The organism is Corallococcus sp. Z5C101001, from assembly GCF_007352635.1.
Taxonomy (GTDB): domain Bacteria; phylum Myxococcota; class Myxococcia; order Myxococcales; family Myxococcaceae; genus Corallococcus; species Corallococcus silvisoli.
On record NZ_VKLU01000010.1, the window covers coordinates 316,414 to 341,419 of the forward strand.

Here is a 25,006-nt window from a genome sequence, read left to right on the forward strand (position 1 = left end):
TGTTTCAGTCGAGGGGCGGCCGGAGCTTCCTCATCACGTGCATCGAAAAGGAACAGGGCATGACAGCCCGCGTTCACGAGCCCGGAGGGCTCCGCGCACGGGACCGCGGGAAGCCCCGTGCCACACGGTCCGAGAGGGAGCTGGCATGAGCGCCCCGGTCCTCAAGTTCCAGGGCGCGTTGTCCGACCTTGCTCCCGATGCGCGACGCCAGCTGATGGCACGCACGGGGGACGCGGACTCTCAAGTCGCCACCCGCGTCCAGGCACTCATCGCTCGGGTTCGAGTGGAGGGCGACCGTGCCCTCTTCGACTTCGCTCGGGAGTTCGACCGCGTGGAACTCACCGCGCTGGAGGTGCCGCGCTCGCGATGGGACGCGGCGCTGGAGGCCCTTCCTCCGGCCGTGCGCGGAGCCCTGACTCGCGCGGCGCGCAACATCGCTCGGGCTCATGCGGCGCAGCGGCCCCAGGCGACGGAAGTGGAGATAGAGCCAGGCGTGGTCGTGGGCCGACGGCCGGATCCGCTGGGCAGGGTCGGCGTCTACGCACCCGGTGGCCGCGCGACATACCCGAGCAGCGTGCTCATGGGCGTGGTCCCCGCCAGGGTCGCGGGCGTGGGCGAAGTCATCGTCTGCTCTCCGCCCGGGCCGGACGGTCAGCCGAGCGCGGGCGTGCTCGCGGCCGCGGCGCTGGCGGGGGCGGACCGGGTCTTCGCGCTGGGCGGAGCGGGCGCGGTGGCCGCGCTGGCCTACGGCACGCAGCGTGTCCCCCGAGTGGATCGCATCGTCGGTCCGGGCAATGCGTACGTCGCCGCCGCGAAGCTCCAGGTGGTGGACGCGGTCGCTATCGACGCGCCCGCGGGCCCCAGTGAAATCCTCGTGGTGGCGGATGCGAGCGCCCGTCCCGCCGCGGTGGCGCGCGAGCTGCTGGCCCAGGCCGAGCACGACCCGGAGGCCTGCTGCGTGGCGTTGGTCCTGGGCGCGTCGCTCGCGCAGGCCGTGAGGGACGCGGTGGAGCAGCAGGCCCGAACCGCGCGGCGGGGCGACATCATTCGTTCGGCGCTGGGCAGCCGGGGGGCGGTGCTGCGCCTCGACTCCCTGGAGGAGGCGTGGCCCTTCGTCGCGGACTTCGCCCCGGAGCACCTGCTGCTCGCGACGTCCACGCCGTCGGCGGACCTGGCGCGGGTGCGCAACGCGGGCACCGTGTTCGTGGGGCAGCGCGCGTCGGTGGCCTTCGGGGACTACCTCACGGGCGCGAACCACGTGCTGCCCACGTCCGGGCTGGCCCGGGCGTACTCAGGATTGAGCGTGCTGGACTTCTATCGGTGGACCACCTGGCAACGGGTGACTCCCGAGGCCGCCGCGGCGATGGCGGAGGACGTAGGAACGCTGGCGGACAGCGAGGGCCTGTTCGCCCACGCGGCCGCGGCGCGGGCCTGGAGGCTGTCGTGATTCCCTTCCGCGAAACGTATCGGGACATCCCGCTGTACTCGCCGGCGAAGAAGCCTTGCCGGGTGGACCTCAGTGACAACACCAACCTCTTCGGCGCGCCGCCGTCCGCGGAGCGCGTGTTGCGCGAGGAAGGCCTCCATCGTCTCGCGAGGTACCCCGCGGGCTATGCCCCGGACCTGAAGCGCGCCGTGGCCGGGTACGCGGGCGTCGGGGCCGAGTGCGTGACGACGGGCTGTGGCTCGGATGACGTCATCGATTGCGCGCTGCGTGCCTTCCTGGAGCCGGGGGACGTGGTGGCCTATCCGGATCCGACGTTCGTGATGGTGCCGCTGCTCGCCCGCTTGAGCGCACTCAACCCGGTGCCCGTTCCCCTGCGGCCGGATCACGACCTGGACGTGGACGCGCTGCTCGCCACGAGGGCGAAGCTCTTCTACGTCTGCACGCCGAACAACCCCACCGGGACGGTGGCCTCGCGCGCGGCGGTGGAGCGGCTGGTGGATCAGGCCCCGGGCGTGGTGCTCATCGATCAGGCCTATGTGGAGTTCACGCGGGGAGGGGACTTCATGGACCTGGCGCGGACGCGCCCCAACGTCCTGGTGACGCGCACCATGTCCAAGGCGTTCGGGCTCGCCGGCCTGCGAGTGGGCTGGGCCGTCGGTGCCCCCGCGCTGGTGGCGGAGGTGGAGAAGGCCCGGGGCCCCTACAAGCACACGGCGCTGGGCGAGGCCGTGGCGGTGTCCGCGCTGATGGACGATGTCCCGTGGATGGAGGCCTGCGCGGCGGAGGCGGTGGAGAACCGCGAGCGTCTGCGTGGAGGCCTGCGGGCCCTGGGCCTGGAGCCATTGCCGTCGGAAGGGAACTTCCTCCTCGTTCCCTTGCCGGGCGCCCCGTGGGTGGGGGAGGCGATGCGGGAGCGCCACGTGAACGTGCGGGTCTTCGAGGGACTGACCGGCGTGGGGGATGCGCTGCGCATCGGCTGTGGTCCCTGGCCCCTGATGGCATCGGCGCTGAAGGCACTCCGGGAGGTGCTGTGATGCGCGTGACGCTGTTCGACTATGGCGCGGGCAATCTGCACTCCCTCTCCAAGGCGCTGGCCACCGGGTCGGGCGTGGAGGTGCGGGTGCGGGAGGATCCGCTGCGCGCGCTGGACACCGACGTCCTGGTGCTGCCCGGCGTGGGCGCGTTCGGCGCGGCGGCGGCGCGGCTCGCCCCGGGCCGCGAGGCGATGCGTCAGGCGTTGGACGCGGGACTGCCTTGCCTGGGCATCTGCCTGGGAATGCAGCTGCTCTTCGAGGAGAGCGATGAGGGGGAGGGCCAGGGGCTGGGCTACTTCCAGGGCCGCGTGACGCGGCTGTCGGCTCGACACGTGCCGCAGATGGGATGGAACGACGTGGAGGAGGACCGCGCGCTGGGGGCCACGCGGCTGCCCACCGTGTACTTCGCGCACAGCTATGCGTGCCGCGCCGTGGAGCCACGCGAGGTGGTGGGGTGGACGACCCACGAAGGCGACCGGTTCCCTGCCTCCGTGCGGCGGGGAAACGTGCTGGGCGTGCAATTCCACCCGGAGAAGTCCTCAAGCGCGGGCGTGCGCTTCGTGCAGGCCTTCCTCCAAGAGGTGGCACCATGATCGCCATCCCGGCCATCGACCTGCGGGAGGGAGCATGCGTCCAGCTCGTGGGAGGCTCCTACGACGCGGAGCGCGTCCGCGTGAACGACCCGTTGGACGCCTTGAAGCAATGGCTCGCGCTCGGCTTCCGCACGTTCCATGTCGTGGACCTGGACGCGGCGCTCGGCAAGGGCTCCAACGCGGACGTGCTGGCGAGGCTCATGTCCCATGCCCCGGGCCTCACCTTCACGGTCGGCGGCGGGGTGCGCGATGACGCGCGCGTGGAGGCGGTGCTCGCGGGCGGCGCGTCCTCGGTCGTCGTCGGCACTCGCGCCATCGAGGACCTCGCGTGGCTCACCGGCGTCGCGGAGCGCTTCCCGGGCCGGGTGGTGGTCGCGGCGGACGTGAAGGAGCGCGAGGTCGTGACGAGGGGGTGGACGTCGGGCAGCGCGCGCGACATCCACGACGTGCTGGCCGCGCTGGAGCCGTTGCCGTTGGGGGGACTGCTCGTCACGGCGGTGCACAAGGAGGGACAGCTGGGGGGCGTGGACCTGCCGCTGATGGCGGAGGTGGTCCGCACGAGCCGGCACCGGCTGTACGCGTCCGGCGGCGTGACGACGCTGGAGGATCTGCGCGCGCTGGCGAAGGCCGGGGCGCACGGGGCCGTGGTGGGCATGGCGCTTTACACAGGGCGGCTGGATGCGGGCGCGGTCGCGCGGGAGTTCACGGAATGAGCACGAGCACCAGGGTCGTCCGGGAAACGAAGGAGACACAGGTCAAGGTCGAGCTGGCGCGCGGCTCGGGCGTGGCCCGCGTGGACACGGGGCTCAAGTTCCTTGATCACATGCTCGCCACCTTCGCGCGCTACGCGGGCCTGGACCTGACGCTGCACGCGCGGGGCGACCTGCGGCACCACCTGATGGAGGACGTGGCCATCACCCTGGGCACCGCTGTCCAGCGCATCATCCCCGCCACCGCGGCGCGCTATGGCCAGCGCACCCTGCCCATGGACGACGCGCTGGTGCAGGCCTGCCTGGATGCCGGCGGACGCTTCTACTACCGAGGACCGCTGAAGAGCCGGCTGTATGAGCACTGGATGCGCTCCTTCTGCGAGCACTCGCGCATCACGCTTCACCTGCGCGTGCTTCGCGGCAGGGACAGCCACCACCTCACCGAGGCGGCCTTCAAGGCGCTGGGGCTCGCGCTGCGCGACGCGATGGTGGACTCAGGTGTCGTCTTCAGCATGAAGGGCAGCGTCTCCCTGGAGGTGACGTGATGCTCCGCCGCCGACTCATCGTCTGCCTGGATGTGAAGGGCGGCCGCGTGGTGAAGGGCGTGCGGTTCGAGGGCCTGAGGGATGTGGGCGATCCGGTGGAGCTGGCGCGGCGCTACGAAGACGCCGGCGCGGACGAGATGACCTTCCTGGACATCTCCGCGAGCGCCGAGGAGCGTGAGACCTTGTGGGACCTGGTGCGGCGCACGGCGGAGCGCCTGTTCATCCCGCTCACCGTGGGCGGAGGCGTGCGCACGGTGGAGGACGTGGGGCGGGCGCTGCGGGCAGGCGCGGACAAGGTGAGCATCAACTCCGCGGCGGTGGCCACGCCGGAGCTGCTGACCGGCTGCGCGCAGCGCTTCGGCGCCCAGTGCGTGGTGGCCAGCATCGACGTGAAGCGGGAGGGTGAGCGCTACCGCGTGTACACGCACGGTGGCCGGCGTCCCACAAACCTGGACGCGGTGGACTGGGCGAAGGAGTGCGTCCGGCGCGGGGCGGGGGAGGTGTTGCTCACCAGCATCGACCGGGACGGCGCGCGTTCCGGGTACGATCTGGACCTCACCCGCGCGGTGGCGGAGGCCGTGGAGGTCCCCGTCATCGCCTCCGGAGGCGCGGGCCACGCGGAGCACGTGCGTGATGCCCTGACCCTCGGCTCGGCGGACGCCGCCCTGGTGGCGGGCATCCTCCATGACGGCCTCACCACGGTGGGTGCCCTGAAATCGCTGCTGCGCGACAGCGGCCTTCCCATCCGGAGCTCGACATGACCGTGGACCCCAGAGATCTGATGCAGGCCGCCGCCGACGTGGCGCGCAAGGCCGGTGACGTCGCGCGCGAGTTCTTCCGCAGCGGCATCGCCGTGGACACCAAGAGCGATGGAACCCCCGTGACGGTGGCGGACCGCACCGCCGAGTGGACCGCGCGCCAGTGGTTGGAGGAGCGCTTCCCGGAAGACGGCATCCTGGGCGAGGAGTTCGGCGAGTCTCGGCCGGGCGCGAGGCGCCGGTGGATCCTGGATCCCATCGACGGCACGAAGACGTTCATCCGGGGCGTGCCGCTGTGGGGCACGCTCATCGCGGTGGCCGAGGGCGAGCGCATCCTCGCGGGCGCCGCGTACTTCCCCGCGGTGAACGAACTGCTCGTCGCCTCTCCAGGCCTGGGCTGCTTCTGGAACGGCTCCGCCACGCGCGTGTCGGCGCAGGACTCGCTGTCCCAAGCCGTGGTGCTCGTCACCGACGAGCGCTTCCTCCAGAACCCCGCGAAGGGCGCCGCGTGGCGCGAGCTGTCCCGTCAAGCCTCCCTCTCCCGCACGTGGGGGGACTGTTACGGCTACCTCCTGGTCGCCACCGGCCGCGCGGAGGTCATGGTGGACGAGGGCCTGTCGCCGTGGGACGCGGCGGCGCTGCAGCCCATCATCGAGGAGGCGGGCGGCGTCTTCACCGACTGGAAGGGGGCGCGCACGGCGTTCGGCGGAGACGGCATCGCCACCAACGCGGCGCTGGCGGCGCGCGTGCGCGAGGTGCTGGGCGCGGGAGTCCGGCCATGACGCTGGACCTGTCCGCGCTGAACTTCGACAAGGGCCAGGGCCTCGTCACCGTGGTGACGCAGGACGCGCGCTCCGGAGACGTCCTGATGGTCGCGCACGCGGACCGCGAGGCGCTGGAGCGAACGCTCGCCACGGGTGAGATGCACTATCGCTCCCGAACGCGCGGCCTGTGGCACAAGGGCGCCACCAGCGGGAACACCCAGAAGGTCATCTCGCTCCGCGCCGACTGCGACGGCGACGCGGTGCTCGCGCGCGTGCGGAAGGCCGGCCCCGCGTGCCACACCGGCGCGGAGACCTGCTTCGGTGAAGGCCGCTGGGACGCGCTCGCGCACCTGGACGCGACGCTGGCCTCGCGCGCCGCCGGCCCTCAGGCGGAAGGGGAGAAGCCTGGCTATACCCGGCGCCTGCTGGCGGACCGGAACCTGCGCCTGAAGAAGCTGGGCGAGGAGGCCGCGGAGCTCGTCACCGCCTGCGCGGACGCGGACCCCCTCCGGGCCGCCGAGGAGGCCGCCGACGTGCTCTTCCACGTGCTCGTCGCGGTGCGTCCCCTGGGCCTGACCCTGGAGGATGTGAAGGCCGTGCTGGCCGCTCGCGCCCGCCTGAATCAAAAGTGACTCTCAGGGATTCCCCGACGTGTCCGTTGCGACCCGGGTGGACTTGTCCAACATCACTGCATCCTCACAGCGTGGCTGGCACACAGCCGCGCCAAAGGTGCAGGGGTGTGTCCGCTACTCTTCAACCGCTCCGGCGATCCTGGTACAGAATCCGCCGTGCGGCGCGGGCCGCGCCAGACGAGGCGCCCCCAGTCTTCTTCAGCGTTCGCTTCACCGGAGGATTCGTGACTTCCACGTACCAATCCGAACTCATCGACCGCGTGCTGTTCTCTCGTTGGCACAACCCGCCGACGAAGGACGACGTCGCGGCCATCATGGCGCAGATGGAAGAGGCGACGCAGCGGCTGGGCTCGAACGTGCTGTACATCGCGTCCATCAGCCCGAAGGCGAAGGTTCCGGACGCGACGGAGCGCGCGCACCTGAACCAGATGGTGGCGGAGGGCCGACGGTACTGTGAGCAGTCCTGGCTGGTGTACGAGGGCACGGACCTGCAGCACAACCTCCAGCGCGTCATCATCTCGGGCGTGCTCATCCTCACGCGCACGTTCGACAACTACCTGTCGGTCGCCAAGTCCGCGGACGCCATCGTCAAGGACGTCTCCACGGCGCTGAAGCGGGACGCGACGTCCATCTTCAAGCAGGCGCGCGATCGCGGTCTGATCGCCTGAGACGCACGCGGGCGACGTCGGAGTCCCTCCGGCGCCGCGTGCGTCATGGCGCCCGTCCTACCGGGCGCCGATGATCTCCAGCTCCTTCAGCTCCACGCCCGGCCGCTCCGGATGGACGTTCACTGCGTCCACGTCGAGCAGTGGAACGGCGGGCTTGCAGATCTCCCACCTGCCCGTGCCGTGGAAGCGGCAGACGGTGGGATCCACGAAGAAGCCGCCGCTGTCCTGCCGCCCCACGCCGTCGGGCGCGGGGATGCGTGCGCGAAGCGAGCCCGGACCCGTGGCACGCACCCGGAACGACACCAGGGACTTCAGCGCTGGCGTGTAGCCCAGCCGCAGGGCCCCCTCCGCGCCCGGCGCGGTCGACAGCTTCACCCCGGACTGCTCGTCCCGGTCGAACGCTCGGAGGGTGTCCTCCGGGCCCTCCAGCTGATCCGGCTTGATGGGCGCGGCCTCCACCGCGCCCCCGGTGTGGAGCTGGGCGAGCCGGGGCGCCCGCGCGCCCTGCTGCACCGCCGCCGCGTTCAGGAGCGGCGCGGGCAACTGCCCCGTCCTCGCGCACGTGGGCGAAAGCTCCTCCGCCAGCGCCAGGACCTGCGCCTCCACGTCGGTCCCCGTCATGGCCGCGGGTCCCACGGCCGAGCGCGCGAGCTCATGGCAGGCCGCGCCCAGGGCCGTACCCGCATGCTCCAGGCTCCAGTGTGCCTCCTGGAGGTCCGGATTCCCCCGCTTCGCGGCCTCCTGCAACGCGTGCGTCACGGCCAGACCGCACGGGTTGTCCTGGGGCGCGCAGCGTTCGCACAGCGTGGCGAGCAGGTCGCGGGGCAGGGCGTCCCGGGCGACGAGGGGCGCGCGGGAGGCCAGGGCGGGGCCCCTCGCGCAGGCGGCGGCGGGAGGGGTGGGGCAGTCGCCGAGCTGCCGGCGCGCATCGCTCCAGGCGGTCCCGGCATCCCAGGAGGTGCCCGCGTCGGGCTGGAGGAGGTCCGCGAGGACGGCGTCCAGGCCCCGGCACGCGGCGGGGCCCAGGTCGGGCGGGGTGATCTTCACGGGCTTCGCGGTGGGCGCCTGCCCGGGGGCCGGAGCGGGCGTGTCGCGGTGGGTCACGTAATAGAGGCGCGCGAACGCAAGCAGCGCTACTAGCATCAACAGAAGCGTGTGGAGCGGGAAGCGGCGCACGAGCAAACTCCTTGATTCCAACCGGGACCGGGGGTTATCAGCGCCCGCGAGTTCCATCCGCAAAAATGACGGAGGCGTGCGTGGCTGAGACTTTCGACGTGGTGATCATCGGCTCGGGTCCTGGTGGCTATGTGGGCGCCATCCGCGCGGCCCAACTCGGGCTGAAGACGGCCATCATCGAGAAGGACAAGCGCCTGGGTGGCACCTGTCTGCACCGCGGATGCATCCCCACCAAGTCGCTCCTGTGGACGGCGTCGCTCTTCCACCACATCAAGGAGTCGTCCGACTTCGGCATCGACGTGGCGAACCCCACCGTGAACTGGGCCAACGCCCAGAAGCACAAGGACAAGGTCGTCACCAAGGGTGCCAACGGCATCGACTTCCTGATGAAGAAGAACAAGATCACGGTCGTGAAGGGCCATGGTCGGATCGCCGCCAAGGGCAAGGTGGAGGTGACGGCGGAGGACGGCTCCAAGCAGACGCTGGAGACGAAGAACATCATCATCGCCACGGGCTCCGTGCCCAAGTCCCTGCCGAACGTGCAGGTGGACCACAAGCGGGTGATGAACAGTGACTCCATCCTGACCATCGACCGCATCCCCAAGAGCATCATCGTCCTGGGCGCGGGCGCGGTGGGCTGCGAGTTCGCCTCCGTGTTCAACCACGTGGGCAGCAAGACGGCCATCGTGGAGTACATGCCCGCGCTGCTCCCCATCGAGGACGCGGACGTCTCCAAGGAGCTGGACAAGATCTTCCGCCGCCGCGGCATCGACGTGCACACCGGCGCCAAGGTGGAGAAGGTGGAGCACACGGCGGACGGCGTGCGCGTCACCATGACGGTGGGCAGCGAGACGAAGACGCTGGAGGCGGAGATCCTCCTGTCGGCGGTGGGCCGCTCGCCCGTCACCGAGGACGTGGGCCTCAACAAGACGAGCATCCAGACCGACCGCGGCTTCATCAAGGTCGACACGCTCTGCCGCACCACGGAGCCCAACGTCTACGCGATTGGCGACGTCATCCCCACGCCGATGCTGGCGCACATGGCCAGCGCCGAGTGCGTGATGGTCGTGGAGCACATCGCCGGGAAGAACCCCGCGCCCATCAACTACGACCTGACCCCGTCGGCCACGTACTGCTACCCCGAGGTGGCGTCCGTGGGCCTCACGGAGAAGAAGGCCAAGGAGCGCGGCTACGACGTGAAGGTGGGCATCGCCCCCTTCGGCGCCGTGACCAAGTCGGCCATCTCCAACGAGTCGATCGGCATGATCAAGATCGTCTCCGACCGCAAGTACGACGAGGTGCTGGGCATCCACATCATCGGGCCGCACGCCACGGAGCTGCTGGCCGAGGCCTGCGTCGCGATGAAGCTGGAGATCACCACCGAGGAGCTGGCCCACACCATCCACGCGCACCCGACGCTCTCCGAGATCATGCACGAGGGCGCCGAGGCCACGCTGGGCCACCCGCTGCACTTCTAGCGGGTCTGGCGCGCACGGCGGCCCGGCCTGTCCTGGCCGGGCCCGCCGTAGAGCGCCTGGAGTGAGGCCGCCAGCGCGGCCAGCCGTTGCCGCAACGACGCCGGGGCCAGCACCTCCACGCCGGCTCCGACTTCGCACAGCTGGGAGACCGCGATGGACTCCCGCTCGAAGTCCAGCGTCATCTTCCGCGTCCCACCGCGTGCCGCGGGTGCCTGGGTCAGGCGCTCGCCGTCGGCCGCGGGACGCACCCTCCGCAGCGACGCGGCCCCATCCTCCGTGCACCGGAGCGTGACGTCGTAGCGGGGCCGCTCGACGGCGAACCTCGCGCACCAGTCCTTCCAGAACGTGGGCAGGTCGAAGCCCGGAGGGCGGGTGAAGCCCTGCGCGACGAGGCGCACGTTCCCGATGCGAGCGCCCCGGAAGACGCGGGGGCCCTTGGCCGTCCCCGCGACCAGGTACCAGCGGTCCGCCTTGATGACGAGCCCATAGGGGTCCACCGTCCGGCGGGAGCCCGCGCCGTCGAAGTCCCGGTAGCTCAGCGACACGCGGCGGTCCTGCCAGGCCGCGTCGCGCAGCTTGCCCAGGTGGGGCAGGGGTTCGCGGCCCGTGAACCAGCCGGAGGCGTCCACGTGGAGGCGCTGGCGCGCGTGCTCCAGCGCGGGTTGCTGGAGGGCGGGGAGCGCCGCCGCCAGCTTCACCAGGCCGGTGCGCAGCGGCGTGGACAGGCCCAGGTCCTCCAAGGCTCCGGGGGCTCCCACGGTGGCCAGGGCCTGGAGCTCCGGGCGGGTGAGGCCGGTGAGCTGCGTGCGCCAGCCCTCCATCAGCGCCACGCCTCCGGCCGCGCCTCGCGTGGCGTACACGGGGACGCCCGCGGTGGAGAGCGCGTCCAGGTCGCGGTGCACGGTGCGGCCGGAGACCTGGAGCTCGCGCGCCAGCTCGCCCACGGTGCTGCGGGGCCGGGATTGAAGGCGCATCAACAGATGGACGAGGCGATCCGCGCGCATGGGCCCTCCGGCCATGGACAGGTGTGACCTGGGAGAGGAACAGCCTGGGCCGGCAATCATGACAGGGGTTGTCAGGATTGAGCGCGCAGAGTGGGTGCTTGGAAAGGGGAGCACTGCCATGAAGCCACTCGAGGGACAGGTGGTCCTGGTCGCGGGAGCGACGCGGGGCGCGGGCCGGGGAATCGCGACGATGTTGGGGGCGGCGGGCGCCACGGTGTACTGCACCGGGCGCAGCGTGAGGGGCCAGCCCGCGAGCGGGGTCGGCCGGCCGGAGACGATCGAGGAGACCGCGGAGCAGGTCACCGCGCTGGGCGGCCGGGGCATCGCGGTGCGGGTGGATCACCTGGTGGAGGCGGAGGTGGAGGCGCTCTGTCAGCGCATCCGCTCGGAGGCGGGGAAGCTGGACGTGCTCGTCAACGACATCTGGGGCGGGGAGTCGCTGCACGAGCTGGGGGCTCCGTTCTGGAAGCAGTCGCCTCGGAACGCGCGGCTCATGTTCGAGCGCGCGATCGTCACGCATATCGTCACCAGCCGCCACGCGGTGCCGTTGATGCTGGAGCGCGACCGGGGCCTCATCGTGGAGGTGACGGATGGGGACCACTTCGGGTACCGGGGCGGCGTCGCGTACGACCTGACCAAGATGGCCGTCATCCGGTTGGCCTTCGCGATGTCGAGGGACCTGCGCCGCACGAACGTCACGGCGCTGGCGGTGACACCGGGGTTCCTGCGCTCGGAGGAGATGTTGGACGGGTTCGGCGTGACGGAGGCGAACTGGCGCGACGCCGCGAAGCAGGTGCCGGACTTCATCGCCTCGGAGACGCCGTCGTACGTGGGCCGCGCGGTGGCGGCGCTCGCCGCGGATCCGCGCGTACACCAGCGGGCGGGGCGCGTCTTCGCGTCGTGGACGCTGGCGCGTGAATATGGCTTCACGGACCTGGATGGCTCCCAGCCGCACTGGGCCGAGCACTTCGAGAGGGCCTATGGGAAGCCGTACCCCCTCGCGGACGACGCGGCCTATGCCTCGTGGTTGGGGGGAGCCATCGAGACGGTGTGTCCGGACTGGCCGCTGGACTGAGGGGCACCGCCTCCTCCGGGATGGGCAGCCTCGTCGCGGCCCATCCCCGCGGGCCCAGCGAAGCGCTATGGTCCGACGCGAGAGGTCGTGCATGGCCAAGGGGCACAGCAGGAACGACGAGCCGGATCGCATCGACGAGACCCGTGTCGCGCCGCTCGACGATGACGAGACGGAAGAGGTCCGCACCGAGCGGACCCAGGCGCCGCCCGCGCGACGGGACCCGTCCGTTCCCGCGCCTGCTGGCACCGGCCGGAAGTCGTGGGGCAACCAGACCCGCGTCGCGCCTACCACGGGCGCGGCCCTGCGCGCCGCCGACCTCATGGGCGTGGAGAACCGGATGTCGCCGCCTCCGGTCCCCGACGACGACCTTGTCCTGGAGACCCGTGTGGATGGCCTGTCGCCTCCACCGCCACCTCCGCCTCGTGCGCGGGGAGGGCGCGGTGGTGCGCGTGAGGAGGACTCGGACGCACCGGCGGGTGCGCGTCCCTCGCGGGGTGGTGCGCGCGAGGAGGGGCAGGACCTGCCGGAGATCGTGCGTCCCTCGCGGGGCGGTGCGCGCGAGGAGGGGCAGGACCTTCCGGAGATCGTGCGTCCCTCGCGGGGCGGTGCGCGCGCGGAGCGGCAGGACCCCGCGGAGGGCATGCGTCCGTCGCGTGGCGATGCTCGCGAGGAGGGGTTGGACCTGCCGGAGATCGTGCGGCCCGCTCGCGGTGGTGCGCGCGAGGAGGGGCAGGGCCCTTCGGGCGGCGGTCGAGCCGTTCGGGGCTCGGACTCCGCGCGTGGCCCTTCGCGGGAAGAGGGGCAGGGGCTTCCGGAGATCGCCCGCCCCGGGCGCGCAAGCGCACGCGAGGAGGAGTTCGATTTGCCGGAGATCATCCGCGCGGGCCGTGGCGCGGAGCTGGACGGGAGTTCTTCCGAGCGCCGTGGCGCGGATGCGCGCGGCGCCGAGGGCCGGGCTCCCGCGAAGGCCGCGCGGCCAGAGGCGCTGATCTTCGCGCCTCTGCCGTCCGCGCAGGCCGCGAACCATGCCGAGGGAACCCCCGAGCTGCGCACGATGTTCGCCACCCACTCCGCGCTGCTCGCGGAGCGCCTCAAGGCGGAGCTCCAGCACAAGATCTACGGCCGCAGCCCGCATCGCATCCTGCGCGTGGACGAACCCGAGGGTCCCAGCACGGCGGGCGGAAAGCAGGCCCGTCAGGCCATCTCATTGGTGGACCGCAAGGGGACGGCGCCCGCGCTCGTCGCCGGCTGGGTGGACGTGGCCAAGGGCCAGGCGTCGTTGCGCAACCACGAGGCGGTGGCGAAGCGCTACGAGTTCCAGCACGGCAGTCCGTTGGAGCTCGCTCCAGAGGAGTACGAGAAGTTCCTCACGGACGTGGATGAAGTGCTGCGCACCGCGGCCATCCAGGTCCGCATCCTCGTGCCCGACGAGTCCGCGCCTACCCGCGCCACCGTGGGCCCGCAGTCGCCGCGCGCCACTGGCGTGCCTGGACGTTGGGTGCTGCTGCTCGTCGTCGTCTCGTTCCTGCTGGGGATCGCGGGCGGCACGTTGCTTCACGGCCGGTGAGCGTGTTCGCGGTGCCGTGGCCATGCACCGCGGACTCCGCGACATCTCCGCGACGCCCGCGGCCCACCTCTTCGAACCGGGCAAGCCCGTGGCCTACCTCCTCCGCGAAGGGGCCTGCGCAGCGAAGCTGAACGCCCTCATCGAGAAGCACGTGAAGCAGCGGAAATAGACGCTGTCCGCTGACGGATGGGGGGCTGCTCACCGGGGCGATGGCCGGGGGCCAGTCCCCCTTCCACATTGGGAGATTCCGCCGTCACGCACGGAGGCTCCCATGTCCACATCCCACCGCCGTCCGAAGTCCCCCTTTCGCAGATGGCTCGGAGGTTTCGTTGTTTCCGTCGCCAGGGCCTTCGCGCCTGCTTCCGCGCTCGCGGACGGCCCTCCGGCGCTGGATGTCCGGCCGCGTTACACCGGCGTGCCGGGTCTGGACCGGCGCTCTCAGCCGCTCGGAATCCGAGGCGAGGATTTGCACCGGTTCGGATGACGCAGGGGGAGGGCCCGGGCGGGGTGCCCCGTGGTACGGTGCTCGCGTCATTTTTCGGGGGGGACAGTCACGAGTGCCCGCCCTGGAACTCCGTGAGCCCCACCATGCGCAGAAATTCCCTGCTGGCCCTCTGTCTTGTCGTCGCCGCCGCGTGCTCATGCGGCGACAAGGATGGGAAGGGCGGCACCTCGGGAACCGGCACCGCGCCGGGTCCGTCCTCGAAGAGCCCTGGCCTCGCCGTCGAGCCTCTCCCCGAGCCCCCCGCGCTCAAGATCGATCCACGGGACGCGGCGGAGCAGGGCCCGGTGTCCGTCGCGGCCGTGCGGCCCGAGGGACGAGCGTATGGCAACGTCCGTCCGACCATCACCTTCACCAAGCCGATGATCGCCCTGGGCACCGTGGCCGAGGAGCGCGGGCTGGCGTCGCCAGCGAAGATTGAACCCGCGCTCGAAGGCGAGTGGCGCTGGCTGGGCTCCGCGAGCGTCGAGTTCGTGCCGAAGTCGGGCGCGAAGCTGGGGACGAAGTACACGGTGACGGTGCCCGCGGGCCTCAAGGCCATGGACGGCACCGCCATGGCGCAGCCCTACACCTTCGAGTTCGAGACGCCGCGCCCCTCGCTCCAGTCCGCGCAGCCGGAGGCGGACTTCCGCTGGGTGCAGCCGGAGCAGGTGTTCACGCTGGTGTTCAACCAGAAGGTGAAGGACCTGCCGCAGCGCGCGCGCCTGGAGCCCGCGAGCGGCGCGCCCGTGCCGCTCACGCTGGTGAAGGAGACGGCGTTCGCGGACGTGAAGGACGTCCAGGTGGGCAGCGGCCCGGAGCGCAGGTCCCAGGACCGGCGCGTGAAGTACGAGCTGAAGCCGGCGCAGAAGCTGCCCCCGGGGACGAAGTTCTCCCTGGTGGTGGACGGCGAGCTGACGGGCGTGGAAGGCCCGCTGCCCATGGGCGAGGCGGTGCGCTACGGCTACGCCACCTTCGGCCCGCTCAAGGTGGAGTCCGCGAGCGCGTGCGTGTTCATGTGGGGGGACGAGTCGTGCACCTACGGCCCGCTCATCCTCTTCACGTCGAACGAGCTGGACGTGGCCTCGCTCAAGGGCAAGGTGACGCTGGAGCCGAAGGCGGAGATCGACTGGGACCGCGTGCAGACGCAGATGCCCTGGTCGGGCTCCGAGCTGAAGAACCCCTACGTGGCGCTGCCCGGCCGCTACCGTCCCGGCACCACGTACAAGATCAAGGTCGCCGCGGGCTACAAGGACCTCTTCGGCCAGATGGGGCCCGCCTTCGAGGGGCCGGCGAAGCTGTCGGACGTGACGCCGTCCTTCGACTCCGGCTCCCGCGAGGCGCTGGTGGAGGCCTCGGGTGACGGCTCCGTGCCGCTGGTCGTGACCAACGTTCCGGAGGTGCAGGCGGAGGTGTGGTCGCTGTCGCCCGCGCAGCTCGCGCAGCTCATCGACACGAACAACTGGCCGTCCACGGAGGGCTTCCGGTCGACGGTGGACACGAGCGCCGCGCGCAACGTGGAGCGCACCGCGCCGCTCGACCTGCGTCAGGCCTTCAACGGGTCGAAGACGGGCCTGTTCCTCGCGCGGCTGGTGGCGCCGTCGCTCAAGAGCCGCTACCCGAACCGCGTCATCGGGCAGGTGACGGACCTGGCGGTGCACGCGAAGCTGGGCGCCGCCTCCGGCGTGGTGTGGGTGACGTCACTCCAGACGGGCGCCCCGGTGCCGGACGCGCAGCTCACCCTGTGGGACAAGGCAGGCGCGGAGCACTGGACGGGCACGACGGACGCCAACGGACTCGCGAAGGTGCCGGGCCTGTCGGAGCTGCTGCAGCCCAAGAGCGAGTCGGCCTGGGACACGCCCTGGGCGATGGTGTCCGCGCAGAAGGACGGGGACATCGGCGTGACGCTGTCCACGTGGGAGGGCGGCATGTCCCCCGGCGCGTTCTCGCTGATGAGCGCGTGGGAGGGCCGCGTCCCGGACAGCCTGGGCTTCGTGTTCGCGGACCGGGGCATCTACCGCCCCGGAGACGAGGTGATGCTCAAGGGCGTGGCGCGCTACCGCCGCCTGGGCGTCCTCAAGTCGCCGCCCGCGGGCTCGCGCGCGCAGGTGACGGTGACCAGCTCGCGCGGCGAGAAGGTCTTCCAGACGGAGGTCACGGTCACGAAGTACGGCACCTTCCGCGCGGACCTGAAGCTGGGCAAGGACGTGCCCCTGGGCTCCTACGACGTGGCGGCGAAGCTGAAGGTCGCCGGTGAGCAGCTCAGCTACGGCGGCACCTTCCGCGTGGAGGAGTACCGCGCGCCGCAGTTCCGCGTGGACGTGGCGGTGCCGAAGAAGGACGTCGCGGCGGGCGATGCGCTCACCGCGCGCGTGGATGCGCGCTACCTGTTCGGCGGCGCCATGGGCGACGCGCAGGTGCGCTGGAACGTGCAGCGGGCGAGCTCCTTCTTCACGCCCCCGGGCAACGAGGCCTTCACCTTCGGGGTGAACACCTGGTGGTGGGACGACGAGCAGCCGGAGCACAGCAGCGACTCGTTCGCCACGGGCGATGGCCGCACGGACGCGCAGGGACAGCTGGCGCTGGCGCTGGGCACCGCGGACGCGCCGGGTGGCAAGACCTGGGAGTACACGCTGGAGGCGGAGGTGGAGGACGTCAACCGCCAGCGCGTCGCCAACCGCAACCTCATCGTCGTGCACCCCGCGGACGTGTACGCGGGCCTGCGCATGCTCTCCACCGGCTTCGCGGAGGCCGGCAAGGAGGTCGGGCTGGAGGTGGTCGCCGTCTCGCCGGAGGGCGCGCGCCAGACGGGCGTCGCGGTGGACGTGAACATCAAGCGCCGCGAGTGGAAGTCCATCCGCAAGAAGGGCGACGGCGGCCAGTGGTTCACCGTCACGGAGCCGGTGGAGACGGAGGTGTCGAAGTGCTCGGTGAAGAGCGCCGCGACGCCGCAGCAGTGCAAGTTCACCCCGGGCGAGCCGGGCCTGTACGTGATGGAGGCGGTGGCCACGGACGCGAAGGGCCGCAAGGCGACGACGCGCGACTCGCTCTACGTCACCGGCACCGGCTGGGTGTCGTGGCAGCGCAACGACACGGACCGCATCGACCTGGTGGCGGACAAGCAGCTGTATGACGTGGGCGACACGGCCAAGGTGCTGGTGAAGAGCCCGTACCCGCAGGCGGACGCGCTGGTCACCGTGGAGCGCGAGGGCATCCTCAGCGTGCGCCGCGTGAAGCTGAAGGGCAGCGCCACCGCGCTGGACATCCCGCTGGGCGAAGGCGCCATCCCCAACGTCTACGTGGGCGTGGTGCTGGTGCGTGGCCGCGTGGAGGCATCCAAGGGCATCGAGTCCGGGGACGACCCGGGCCGCCCCGCGGTGCGCGTGGGCTACACCCAGCTGAAGGTGGAGAAGAAGGCGAAGCGCCTGTCGGTGGCGCTGACGCCGGACGCGCAGGAGAAGCGGCCGCGCGACAAGGTGACGGTGGACATCGCGGTGAAGGACTCGGCGGGGCAGGGCACGAAGTCGGAGGTGACGCTCTGGGCCGTGGACGAGGGCGTGCTGCGCCTGACGGGCTACAAGGCGCCGGATCCGGTGGACGCGCTGTTCCAGGAGCGCGGCCTGTCGGTGCGCATCGGCGAGCCGCTCATCCACCTGGTGCTGCGCAAGCTGTACGGTGAGAAGGGCTCGCGGCCGGGCGGCTCCGGTGGTGGGGACACGGCGGGCTCCGGCATCCGGTCCAACTTCAAGACGACGGCGGTGTTCCAGACGGTGGAGACGGACGCGCAGGGCATGGCGAAGGTGGAGTTCACGCTGCCCGACAACCTGACCACCTTCCGCATCATGGCGGTGGCGGTGACGGAGGCGGACCGCTTCGGCGTGGGCGAGAGCAAGGTGCAGGTGGCGAAGCCCCTGCTGGTGCTGCCGGCGCTGCCCCGGCTGGTGCGCGTGGGCGACAAGGCGGAGGCGGGCGTGGTCATCCACACCACGAACCCGGCCATCAAGGAGGCGAAGGTCACCGCGCAGCTCACGGGCGTGCGGGTGGAGGGGCCCTCGGAGAAGACGGTGCAGTTGGATGGCAAGGCCCGCGAGGTGCGCTTCACCTTCGTGGCCGAGCAGCCGGGCACCGCGGTGCTGCGCTTCTCGGTGGCGGGGGGCGGGGAGACGGACGGGGTGGAGCAGAAGATCCCCGTGCAGCTCCCGGTGGGCATGGAGGCGGTGGCGACCTACGGCGACACCACGAGCGAGCGCGTGGAGGGGCTCAAGCCGCCGGGCGGCGTGCGCCCCGGCATGGGCGGCCTCACGGTGACGATGTCCTCCACGGTGATGGGCGGGTTCGAGGAGTCGATGAACCAGCTGGTGGACTACCCCTACGGGTGCCTGGAGCAGATGTCGTCGAGGCTGGTGCCGTTCGTCGCGCTGCGCGAGCTGTCCGGGAAGTTCGGCGTGGCGTGGACCGGCGGTTCGGAGGAGCAGAAGAAGGAGTTCGTCCGTGGCTTCCTCAGCGATGACGCGCTGAAGACGCAGGGCACGTTGGATCCGGACACGGTGGTGACGGCGACGGTGCGCAAGATCGAAGCGCTCCAGAGCCACGATGGCGGCTTCCGCTTCTGGGCCTCCAGCGAGTGCTCGTCGCCGTATGCCTCCGCGTACGCGACGCTGGCGCTCGCGCGGGCGAACGAGGTGGGCTACCCGGTGGACGCGGGCGTGCTCGAGCGCGCGAAGAAGTACCTGGCGGACAAGGTGGCCGCGGGCGTGTGCACGCAGTGCGCCTGGGGCTGCACCGCGCCGGGCCTGGAGACGCGCGCGTTCGCGCTCTACACGCTGGCGCGCATGGGGTCGCCCCGGCCGTCGTACTACAACGAGCTGTTCGAGCAGCGGCAGAAGCTGCCGCTCTTCGCGCAGGCGATGCTGACGGACGCCATCTTCGTGGGGAAGGGCAACCGCGCGCAGGGCCAGAAGCTGCTCCAGGAGCTGCTGAACAAGGCGCAGGAGTCCGCGGCGGGGGTGCACTTCCAGGAGACGGACGCGAAGACGTACGCGCCGCTCTGGTCGTCGGACACGCGCACCACGGCGCTGGTGCTCCAGACGCTGGTGGACGTGCAGCCGGACCACCCCTACGTTTCGAAGATGGGCCGCTACCTGGCGTCCTCGCGCGAGGGTGACGGGCGCTTCCGCAACACGCAGGAGGCGGCCTTCACGCTGATGGCGCTGTCGGAGGTGGTGCGCCGCAAGGAGAAGGACGTGCCGTCGTACGAAGCGGTGGTGAAGCTGGGCGGCCAGGTGATTGCCTCCGCCGACTTCAAGGGCCGCGATATGGGCGTGAAGACGGTGCAGGTGCCGGTGGAGAAGCTGGGCCCGGCGGACAAGGCGATGCCGCTGACCTTCGGCGTGAATGGCACGGGCAACCTCTACTACGGGGCGCTCCTGCGCTACGCGCCGGCCCAGATGCCGGTGGATCCGATGGACCGGGGCATCGTCGTCCAGCGCTGGTTCGAGCCGTACAACGGCGGTGGGCAGGCGAAGGCCGCGCGCGCGGGCGAGCTGGTGCGCGTGCGCGTGCGCGTGGCGACGCCGATGCGGCGCAACTTCGTGGCGGTGGACGTCCCGCTGCCCGCGGGCCTGGAGCCGGTGGACACCTCGCTGGCCAGCACGGCGAGGTTGCCCGGGCCGGCGGGCTCTGGCGAGGAGGAGGGCCCCGGCGAGGGCTACGACTACGAGAGCCAGGAGGACCTGTCGGAGACGGACGAGGGCAACAACTTCTGGGCCACGCGCTTCTGGTCGCCGTTCAACCACACGGAGATGCGGGATGACCGGGTGGTGTTCTTCGCGGACGAGCTGCCGCCGGGCGTGCACGTGACGAGCTTCGTCGCCCGGGCCACGACGCCGGGTGACTTCGTGCTCAAGCCGGCGCACGCGGAGGAGATGTACGCGCCCGAGGTCTTCGGACGCTCCGAGGGTGGCCGCTTCCCGGTGCTGATGCCGGACGAGGTCGCTTCGAAGTGAGCAGGCGCTTCACGCTTCGTGGGACGGTGCGCGCCGCGGCGGTGGTCGCGGCGCTCGTCGGGTTGGGGTGCGCGGGCTTCATCGCGATGCCCCTGCCCGCGACGTTGCTGTCCCGCGAGGCGCTGTCCTCGCTGGTGCTCACCGACCGCACGGGCCACGCCCTGCGCGAGGTGCTCTCCCGCGAGGACGGACGCAGCGTGGGCCTTCCGGGGGGCCGCATTCCCCCGAAGGTCCGGATGGCCTTCATCGCCGCGGAGGATCAGCGCTTCGGGTGGCATCCGGGCGTCGACGCGGTGGCGGTGGCGCGGGCGCTGCGCGACAACGTGTCAGCGGGGCGCATCGTGTCCGGTGCGTCCACGATTCCGCAGCAGCTGGCGCGCAGGCTGGTGCCGCGCGAGCGCACGTGGTGGGGCAAGGCGGGAGAGGCGCTGTGGGCGATGCGGCTGACGGCGCACCTGCCCAAGGAGCAGGTGCTGCTGGAGTACCTGGACCGCGTGCCGCTGGGGAACTCCACGTTCGGCGTGGAGGCGGCGGCGCAGCGCTACTTCGGGCGGCCGGCGGAGCGGCTGTCGGCGGGACAGGCGGCGCTCCTCGCGGGGATGGCGCGGTCCCCGGCGCGGAGGGATCCCTACCGTCGGCCCGAGATGGCGATGGCCGGGATGCGCGACGTGCTCTCGCGCATGGTGGCCGAGGGCTTCCTGTCCCCGGCGGAGGCGCGGCTGGCGGAGGAGACGCCGTTGGACCTGGCGCCGCCCGAGCGCGTGTTCGAGGTGCCCCACCTGACGACGGCGCTGCTCCAGCGGTTGCCGGAGCTGGGGCTGGACCACGCGTCGCGCATCGAGACGACCATCGAACCCTCGCTCCAGGTCTTGGTGGAGAAGGCCATCCGGGAGGAGCTGCGGGGGCTGGCGCACCGGCGGGTCGGAGAGGCGGCGGCCATCGTCCTGGACAACGCGACGGGCGAGGTGCTCGCGTACGTGGGCTCGTCGGACTTCCTGGACGAGGAGAAGGGCGGCCAGAACGACGGCGTGCGGTCGCTGCGGCAGCCGGGGTCGGCGCTGAAGCCGTTCGCGTACGGGCTGGCGCTGAGCAGGGGGTTCACGCCCTCGAGCGTGCTCGCGGACGTGGAGGTGCACCTGGCCACGCCGGGCGGCGCGTACGTCCCGAAGAACTACGACCGTCGCGTGCACGGGCCGGTCCGCCTGCGGGCGGCGCTCGCGTCCAGCTACAACATCCCGGCGGTGCGGGTGGCGGACGCGCTGGGGCCGGATCAGGTGCTGCGCGTGCTGCGCGAGGCGGGCTTCCAGAGCCTCACGGAGAGCGCGTCGCACTACGGCGTCGGCATCGTGCTGGGCAACGGGGACGTGACGCTGAGGGAGCTCGCGCGGGCCTACCGGGGACTGGCGCGGGGTGGGGTGGTGGGGCCGCTGAAGGAGGTGCGCGCGGCGTACGGCCCGGATGGCAAGGCGCTGACGGTTCCAGAGGAGCTGGTGGAGCACCGGTTCCTGGCGGCGCGGCCGGTGGAGCTGCTCACGGACGTGCTGGCGGACGAGGCGGCGCGGGCCCCGGCGTTCGGTCTGGACAATGCGTTGCGCCTGCCGTTCCGCGTGGCGGCGAAGACGGGGACGAGCCGCGCGCACGTGGACAACTGGGCGGCGGGGTTCACCCGGGAGCGCACGGTGGCCGTGTGGGTGGGCAACTTCGACGGCACGCCGATGCGGGGAGTGTCCGGCATCACGGGCGCGGGGCCGGTGTTCGCGCGGGTGATGTCGCTGGCGATGAAGGGCGTGCGGGCCGCGCCGCTGGTGGACCGGAGCCACTTCGAGTCCGCGGAGATCTGCCCCTTGTCCGGCGAGCGCGCGGGCCCGAACTGTCCGGGCGCGATGAAGGAGGTCTACCTGCCGGGCACGGCGCCGGACCACGAGTGCACCATGCACCGGAGCGACGGCGCGCTGGACGTGGGACCGGCCTACCTCGCGTGGGCGCAAGCGGAAGGGTTGGACTCGGCGTCGGTGAGCGGCGAGGGCCCCCCTGGCGCGCGGCCCGGCTTCATCCTGCCCGCGGATGGGGACGAGTTCCTGGTGGAGCCGGAGCTGCCCGAGGATGCGCAGGCGGTGCCCGTGCGGGTGATGGCGCCCGCGGGAGCGAAGCTGCTGGAGCTGCGCACGGAGGAGGGCCGCCGGATCGAGCTGCGTCCCCCGTTCGTGACGCGGTTGCCGGCGGTGGCGGGCGAGCGCCGGCTGGAGCTGTGGGCGCCCGGCGGTTCAGCGCCCCTGGCGGTGACGCGGTACCGCGTTCGATGAACGCCGTGGGGATGGCCGTGCTCCTCGCCGTGCTGGGCGTGGGCACCGCTCCCGGCGGGCATCGCACGGTGGGTCCGAGCGTGGAGCCCCGGGCCGGGAGGCCCACCCGTGTGGCGAAGGCCGCCGCCGACGCGGCCGTGGAGGTGCGGCTGCTCTCCAAGCACCAGCCGTCGCGGCTGCGGTTGGACGGCCCCCGCTCGCTGGAGGTCGTGGCGTCCGGCGACACGCTGCTCGTCGATGGCCGCGCTGGGCCTTCGCCCTTGCGCCTGGACTCCGGCCGCTGGCGGGTCCGGGGGAGGGGCCTGGACCGGCGCTACGAGGCGGCGCTGGTCCTGTCGGCGCGGGCCGGAGCGCTGGTCGTCGTGGCCACCTTCGCGCTGGAGACGTACGTCGCCGCCGTCACCGCCAGCGAGACCGAGGTCGACACCCCATTTGAAGCGCTCCGGGCCCAGGCCATCACCGCCCGCAGCTACGCGCTCGCCTCGGGGAGGCGCCACGATGAGGCGCGCGCCTGTGATCTCACCCACTGCCAGGTCCTGCGCGGCGAAGGCTTCGCGCGTCACCTGGGCCGCGCCCGCGACGCCGCGCGCTCCACCGAAGGCGTCGTCCTGCGCCTGGCGGACGGCTCCATCGCGCTCGCGCCCTTCCACGCGAGCTGCGGCGGCCACACGGCCGACCCCGTGGCCGTGTTCGGCGCTCCGGACCGCACCGGCGCCGCCGCGGTGCCCGACCGCTGTCCTCCGTCGCCGTGGCGGGCCGTCGTGCCCCGCGCGCTGGTGACGGCCGCCGCGTCGGATGCGCTTGGCGGGCCCGCGCTCGCGGCGGACCTGTTGCTGGACCGGGACTCCAGCGGCGCGGTCGTGCGCGTCGTGGATCGTGCCTCGGGACGCGATGCGCGCGGCGACGCCTTCTTCCGCGCGCTCGGCGCCCGTGCCGGGTGGGATCGGATCCGCAGCGCGCGGTTCTCCCTGACGCTCGGGGGAGAGCAGGCGCTCCTCGAAGGGCAGGGGCATGGTCACGGCGTCGGGCTCTGTCAGGCCGGCGCGGCCCTGCTCGCACGGCAGGGTTGGACCGCGGAGCAGTTGCTCGCGCACTACTTCCCACGCGCCCTCCCGTCGAAGCTCGACGACAAGTGAACGCGGGGGCTGAAATGCCCTCTGCTTCACAGTCGACCGCGAGGGTATCGGCCCTTCGGGGGGACACCCACCCGCTCTCACCGCGAGGGGTTATCAGCACCCGGTGTGCTCCGTATCGATTGCACAGAGCCCTCAGCCCCGTGCGGTCCGGCGGGGACGTGGCCTCGCGCACCGGCCATCCCGGTGCGGGACCCAACCGGGGAGGCATCACATGGCGTTCAACCTGATCGAAGCAGTCGGCTCACAATTCATGCAGAAGGGGTTGCTCCAGAAGATCAGCGGCTCGCTGGGAGAGGATCCGCAGGCGACCACCAAGTCCCTGCCGGGCGCGATCGCCGCGGTGGCCGCGGGCGTCGCGGACCAGGGCGGAAACGAGGCAGGCGCCCACCGGCTCTTGTCGAAGCTCAACGACGGCGGCTTCACCGGGCCTGACGCGCCCCCGCACACGGGCGCCGTCGGCGAGGGGTTGCTCGACGAAGAGGAGCGCGGGAAGGGGATGCTGAGCGGGCTGTTCGGCAACAAGCTGGGCCCCATCACCGAGGGCCTCACGCGCTTCGGCGGGATGCGCAACTCCGGCTCGTCGATGCGGCTGCTGTCCCTGGCCGCGCCGATGCTGATGGGCGTCCTGGGCAAGCAGGTGCGCGACCAGCGCATGGGCGCGTCCGGGCTGATGCAGCTGCTCGGCAGCCAGCGCAACAACATCGCCGCCGCGCTGCCGGCCGGCCTGGGTGGCATCCTCGGCTTCGGCGGTGCGCGCCACGCGGTGGCGGAGGTCATCGAACCCCACCGCGAGACCGTGACCCAGGTCCGCGAGACGGTGCCCGTGCGCGAGACCGTGACCCGTCCGCCCGTCCCCCGGCAGCCGGAGCGCAAGAAGAGCATCGCGGGCTGGGCTGTCCCGTTGGCCCTGCTCGCACTGGTCGCGCTCGCGTGGGGGGCCCTGCGAGGGCGCCGGCACGAGCCCGCCCGCGTCCCGCAGGTGAGCCAGAACACGCAGCCACCGCGCGTGGACAACCGCATCGCGCAGGCTCCGCCGCAGCCCGCCCGTCCCACGCCGCCGCAGCCCGCGCCCGCGACGCAGCCCGCGACGCCGCCGCAGGCCACGGAGCCGACCCCGCCCCAGACGGGCGGCTCCGGCACGGGCGGTTCGGGTCCGGAGAAGGTGCGCGTGAACGACGCCAACAGCCTGCGTGACGCCTTCAACGGTCCGAACGCGCAGCAGGGCTTCGTGCTGGATGGCGTGGAGTTCAAGCAGGGCTCGTCGCAGCTCACCGCGAAGAGCCAGCAGATGGTGGGCGAGCTGGGCGACCTGATGAAGCAGAAGGCCGACTCGCGCGTGCGCATCACGGGCTTCACGGACTCCACCGGCAACGCGGACGCCAACCGTCAGCTGTCGCAGACCCGCGCGGAGAGCGTGCGCCAGGCGCTGGTGCGCGACGGCGTGACCCAGGACCGCATCGACGTCAGCGGCGAGGGCTCCGCGAACCCCGTCGCCTCCAACGACACGCCCGAGGGCCGCGTGCAGAACCGCCGCATCGAAGTGCAGGTGCTCGGTCAGTAGTTCCCCGGACACGCGGTCCCGGCTGCGCCCGGTCCTCCCCCGTGAGGGCCGGGCGCAGCTGTTTCATGG

19 protein-coding genes are annotated in these 25,006 nt (G+C 71.9%); 17 read left to right on the forward strand and 2 right to left on the reverse strand.

Going from position 1 to position 25,006, the window contains the following annotated elements:
- Window positions 1-145: 145 nt before the first annotated feature.
- The 9 genes from hisD (at window position 146) to FOF48_RS23710 (ending at window position 7,151) form a co-directional block, all read left to right on the forward strand.
- Complete coding sequence (hisD, locus tag FOF48_RS23670; protein ID WP_143905031.1) at window positions 146-1,447, forward strand: histidinol dehydrogenase; 1,302 nt, start codon at window positions 146-148, stop codon at window positions 1,445-1,447.
- Window positions 1,444-2,481, forward strand: coding sequence for a histidinol-phosphate transaminase (locus FOF48_RS23675; RefSeq protein ID WP_143905032.1), 1,038 nt, complete (start codon window positions 1,444-1,446; stop codon window positions 2,479-2,481). The genes hisD and FOF48_RS23675 overlap by 4 nt, the downstream gene beginning before the upstream one ends.
- Window positions 2,481-3,074, forward strand: a complete 594-nt coding sequence (gene hisH, locus FOF48_RS23680) for an imidazole glycerol phosphate synthase subunit HisH (protein WP_143905033.1) — start codon at window positions 2,481-2,483, stop codon at window positions 3,072-3,074. Before FOF48_RS23675 ends, hisH begins: the two co-directional genes overlap by 1 nt.
- Window positions 3,071-3,787 (forward strand): HisA/HisF-related TIM barrel protein, encoded by a 717-nt coding sequence (locus tag FOF48_RS23685; RefSeq protein WP_143905034.1) that lies wholly within the window; start codon window positions 3,071-3,073, stop codon window positions 3,785-3,787. Before hisH ends, FOF48_RS23685 begins: the two co-directional genes overlap by 4 nt.
- A complete protein-coding gene (locus tag FOF48_RS23690) occupies window positions 3,784-4,329 on the forward strand; it encodes an imidazoleglycerol-phosphate dehydratase (protein WP_143905035.1) in 546 nt (181 codons plus the stop codon). Before FOF48_RS23685 ends, FOF48_RS23690 begins: the two co-directional genes overlap by 4 nt.
- Window positions 4,326-5,090: an imidazole glycerol phosphate synthase subunit HisF gene (gene hisF / locus FOF48_RS23695; protein WP_370456603.1), complete on the forward strand. Its 765-nt coding sequence runs from the start codon at window positions 4,326-4,328 to the stop codon at window positions 5,088-5,090. Before FOF48_RS23690 ends, hisF begins: the two co-directional genes overlap by 4 nt.
- Complete coding sequence (hisN, locus tag FOF48_RS23700; RefSeq protein ID WP_143905037.1) at window positions 5,087-5,869, forward strand: histidinol-phosphatase; 783 nt, start codon at window positions 5,087-5,089, stop codon at window positions 5,867-5,869. Before hisF ends, hisN begins: the two co-directional genes overlap by 4 nt.
- Window positions 5,866-6,483 (forward strand): bifunctional phosphoribosyl-AMP cyclohydrolase/phosphoribosyl-ATP diphosphatase HisIE, encoded by a 618-nt coding sequence (gene hisIE / locus FOF48_RS23705; RefSeq protein WP_143905038.1) that lies wholly within the window; start codon window positions 5,866-5,868, stop codon window positions 6,481-6,483. The genes hisN and hisIE overlap by 4 nt, the downstream gene beginning before the upstream one ends.
- 224 nt (window positions 6,484-6,707) lie before the next feature.
- Window positions 6,708-7,151, forward strand: a complete 444-nt coding sequence (locus tag FOF48_RS23710; protein WP_143905039.1) for a DofB protein — start codon at window positions 6,708-6,710, stop codon at window positions 7,149-7,151.
- A gap of 57 nt (window positions 7,152-7,208) precedes the next feature.
- On the opposite strand, the gene FOF48_RS23715 is transcribed toward FOF48_RS23710, so the two are convergent.
- Window positions 7,209-8,327, reverse strand: coding sequence for a hypothetical protein (locus tag FOF48_RS23715; protein ID WP_255442582.1), 1,119 nt, complete (start codon window positions 8,325-8,327; stop codon window positions 7,209-7,211).
- Between the two features lie 80 nt (window positions 8,328-8,407).
- Between FOF48_RS23715 and lpdA the strand changes: the two genes are divergently transcribed.
- Window positions 8,408-9,805 carry a dihydrolipoyl dehydrogenase gene (lpdA, locus tag FOF48_RS23720; RefSeq protein WP_143905041.1) on the forward strand — a complete coding sequence of 466 codons (1,398 nt, stop codon included), beginning with the start codon at window positions 8,408-8,410 and terminating at the stop codon, window positions 9,803-9,805.
- Here lpdA and FOF48_RS23725 read toward each other — a convergent pair.
- On the reverse strand, window positions 9,802-10,809 hold the full coding sequence (locus tag FOF48_RS23725) for a YafY family protein (protein WP_143905042.1): 1,008 nt from the start codon (window positions 10,807-10,809) through the stop codon (window positions 9,802-9,804). The genes lpdA and FOF48_RS23725 overlap by 4 nt on opposite strands.
- Window positions 10,810-10,927: 118 nt before the next feature.
- Here FOF48_RS23725 and FOF48_RS23730 point away from each other — a divergent pair, with 118 nt between their 5' ends.
- The 7 genes from FOF48_RS23730 (at window position 10,928) to FOF48_RS23755 (ending at window position 24,937) form a co-directional block, all read left to right on the forward strand.
- Window positions 10,928-11,884, forward strand: a complete 957-nt coding sequence (locus tag FOF48_RS23730) for an SDR family oxidoreductase (protein WP_143905043.1) — start codon at window positions 10,928-10,930, stop codon at window positions 11,882-11,884.
- 91 nt (window positions 11,885-11,975) lie between these two features.
- Complete coding sequence (locus tag FOF48_RS23735; protein ID WP_143905044.1) at window positions 11,976-13,451, forward strand: hypothetical protein; 1,476 nt, start codon at window positions 11,976-11,978, stop codon at window positions 13,449-13,451.
- Between the two features lie 22 nt (window positions 13,452-13,473).
- A complete protein-coding gene (locus FOF48_RS36570) occupies window positions 13,474-13,620 on the forward strand; it encodes a hypothetical protein (protein WP_186002047.1) in 147 nt (48 codons plus the stop codon).
- A 419-nt stretch (window positions 13,621-14,039) separates the two neighbouring features.
- The gene (locus tag FOF48_RS23740) at window positions 14,040-19,937 is read left to right on the forward strand and encodes an Ig-like domain-containing alpha-2-macroglobulin family protein (protein WP_186002048.1); all 5,898 of its coding nucleotides are present in this window, start codon (window positions 14,040-14,042) and stop codon (window positions 19,935-19,937) included.
- Complete coding sequence (gene pbpC, locus FOF48_RS23745) at window positions 19,934-22,240, forward strand: penicillin-binding protein 1C (RefSeq protein WP_143905046.1); 2,307 nt, start codon at window positions 19,934-19,936, stop codon at window positions 22,238-22,240. The genes FOF48_RS23740 and pbpC overlap by 4 nt, the downstream gene beginning before the upstream one ends.
- Window positions 22,241-22,251: 11 nt before the next feature.
- Window positions 22,252-23,376: a SpoIID/LytB domain-containing protein gene (locus FOF48_RS23750; RefSeq protein ID WP_161665919.1), complete on the forward strand. Its 1,125-nt coding sequence runs from the start codon at window positions 22,252-22,254 to the stop codon at window positions 23,374-23,376.
- 211 nt (window positions 23,377-23,587) lie between these two features.
- Window positions 23,588-24,937: an OmpA family protein gene (locus FOF48_RS23755; protein ID WP_143905048.1), complete on the forward strand. Its 1,350-nt coding sequence runs from the start codon at window positions 23,588-23,590 to the stop codon at window positions 24,935-24,937.
- The last annotated feature ends 69 nt before the right edge of the window (window positions 24,938-25,006 follow it).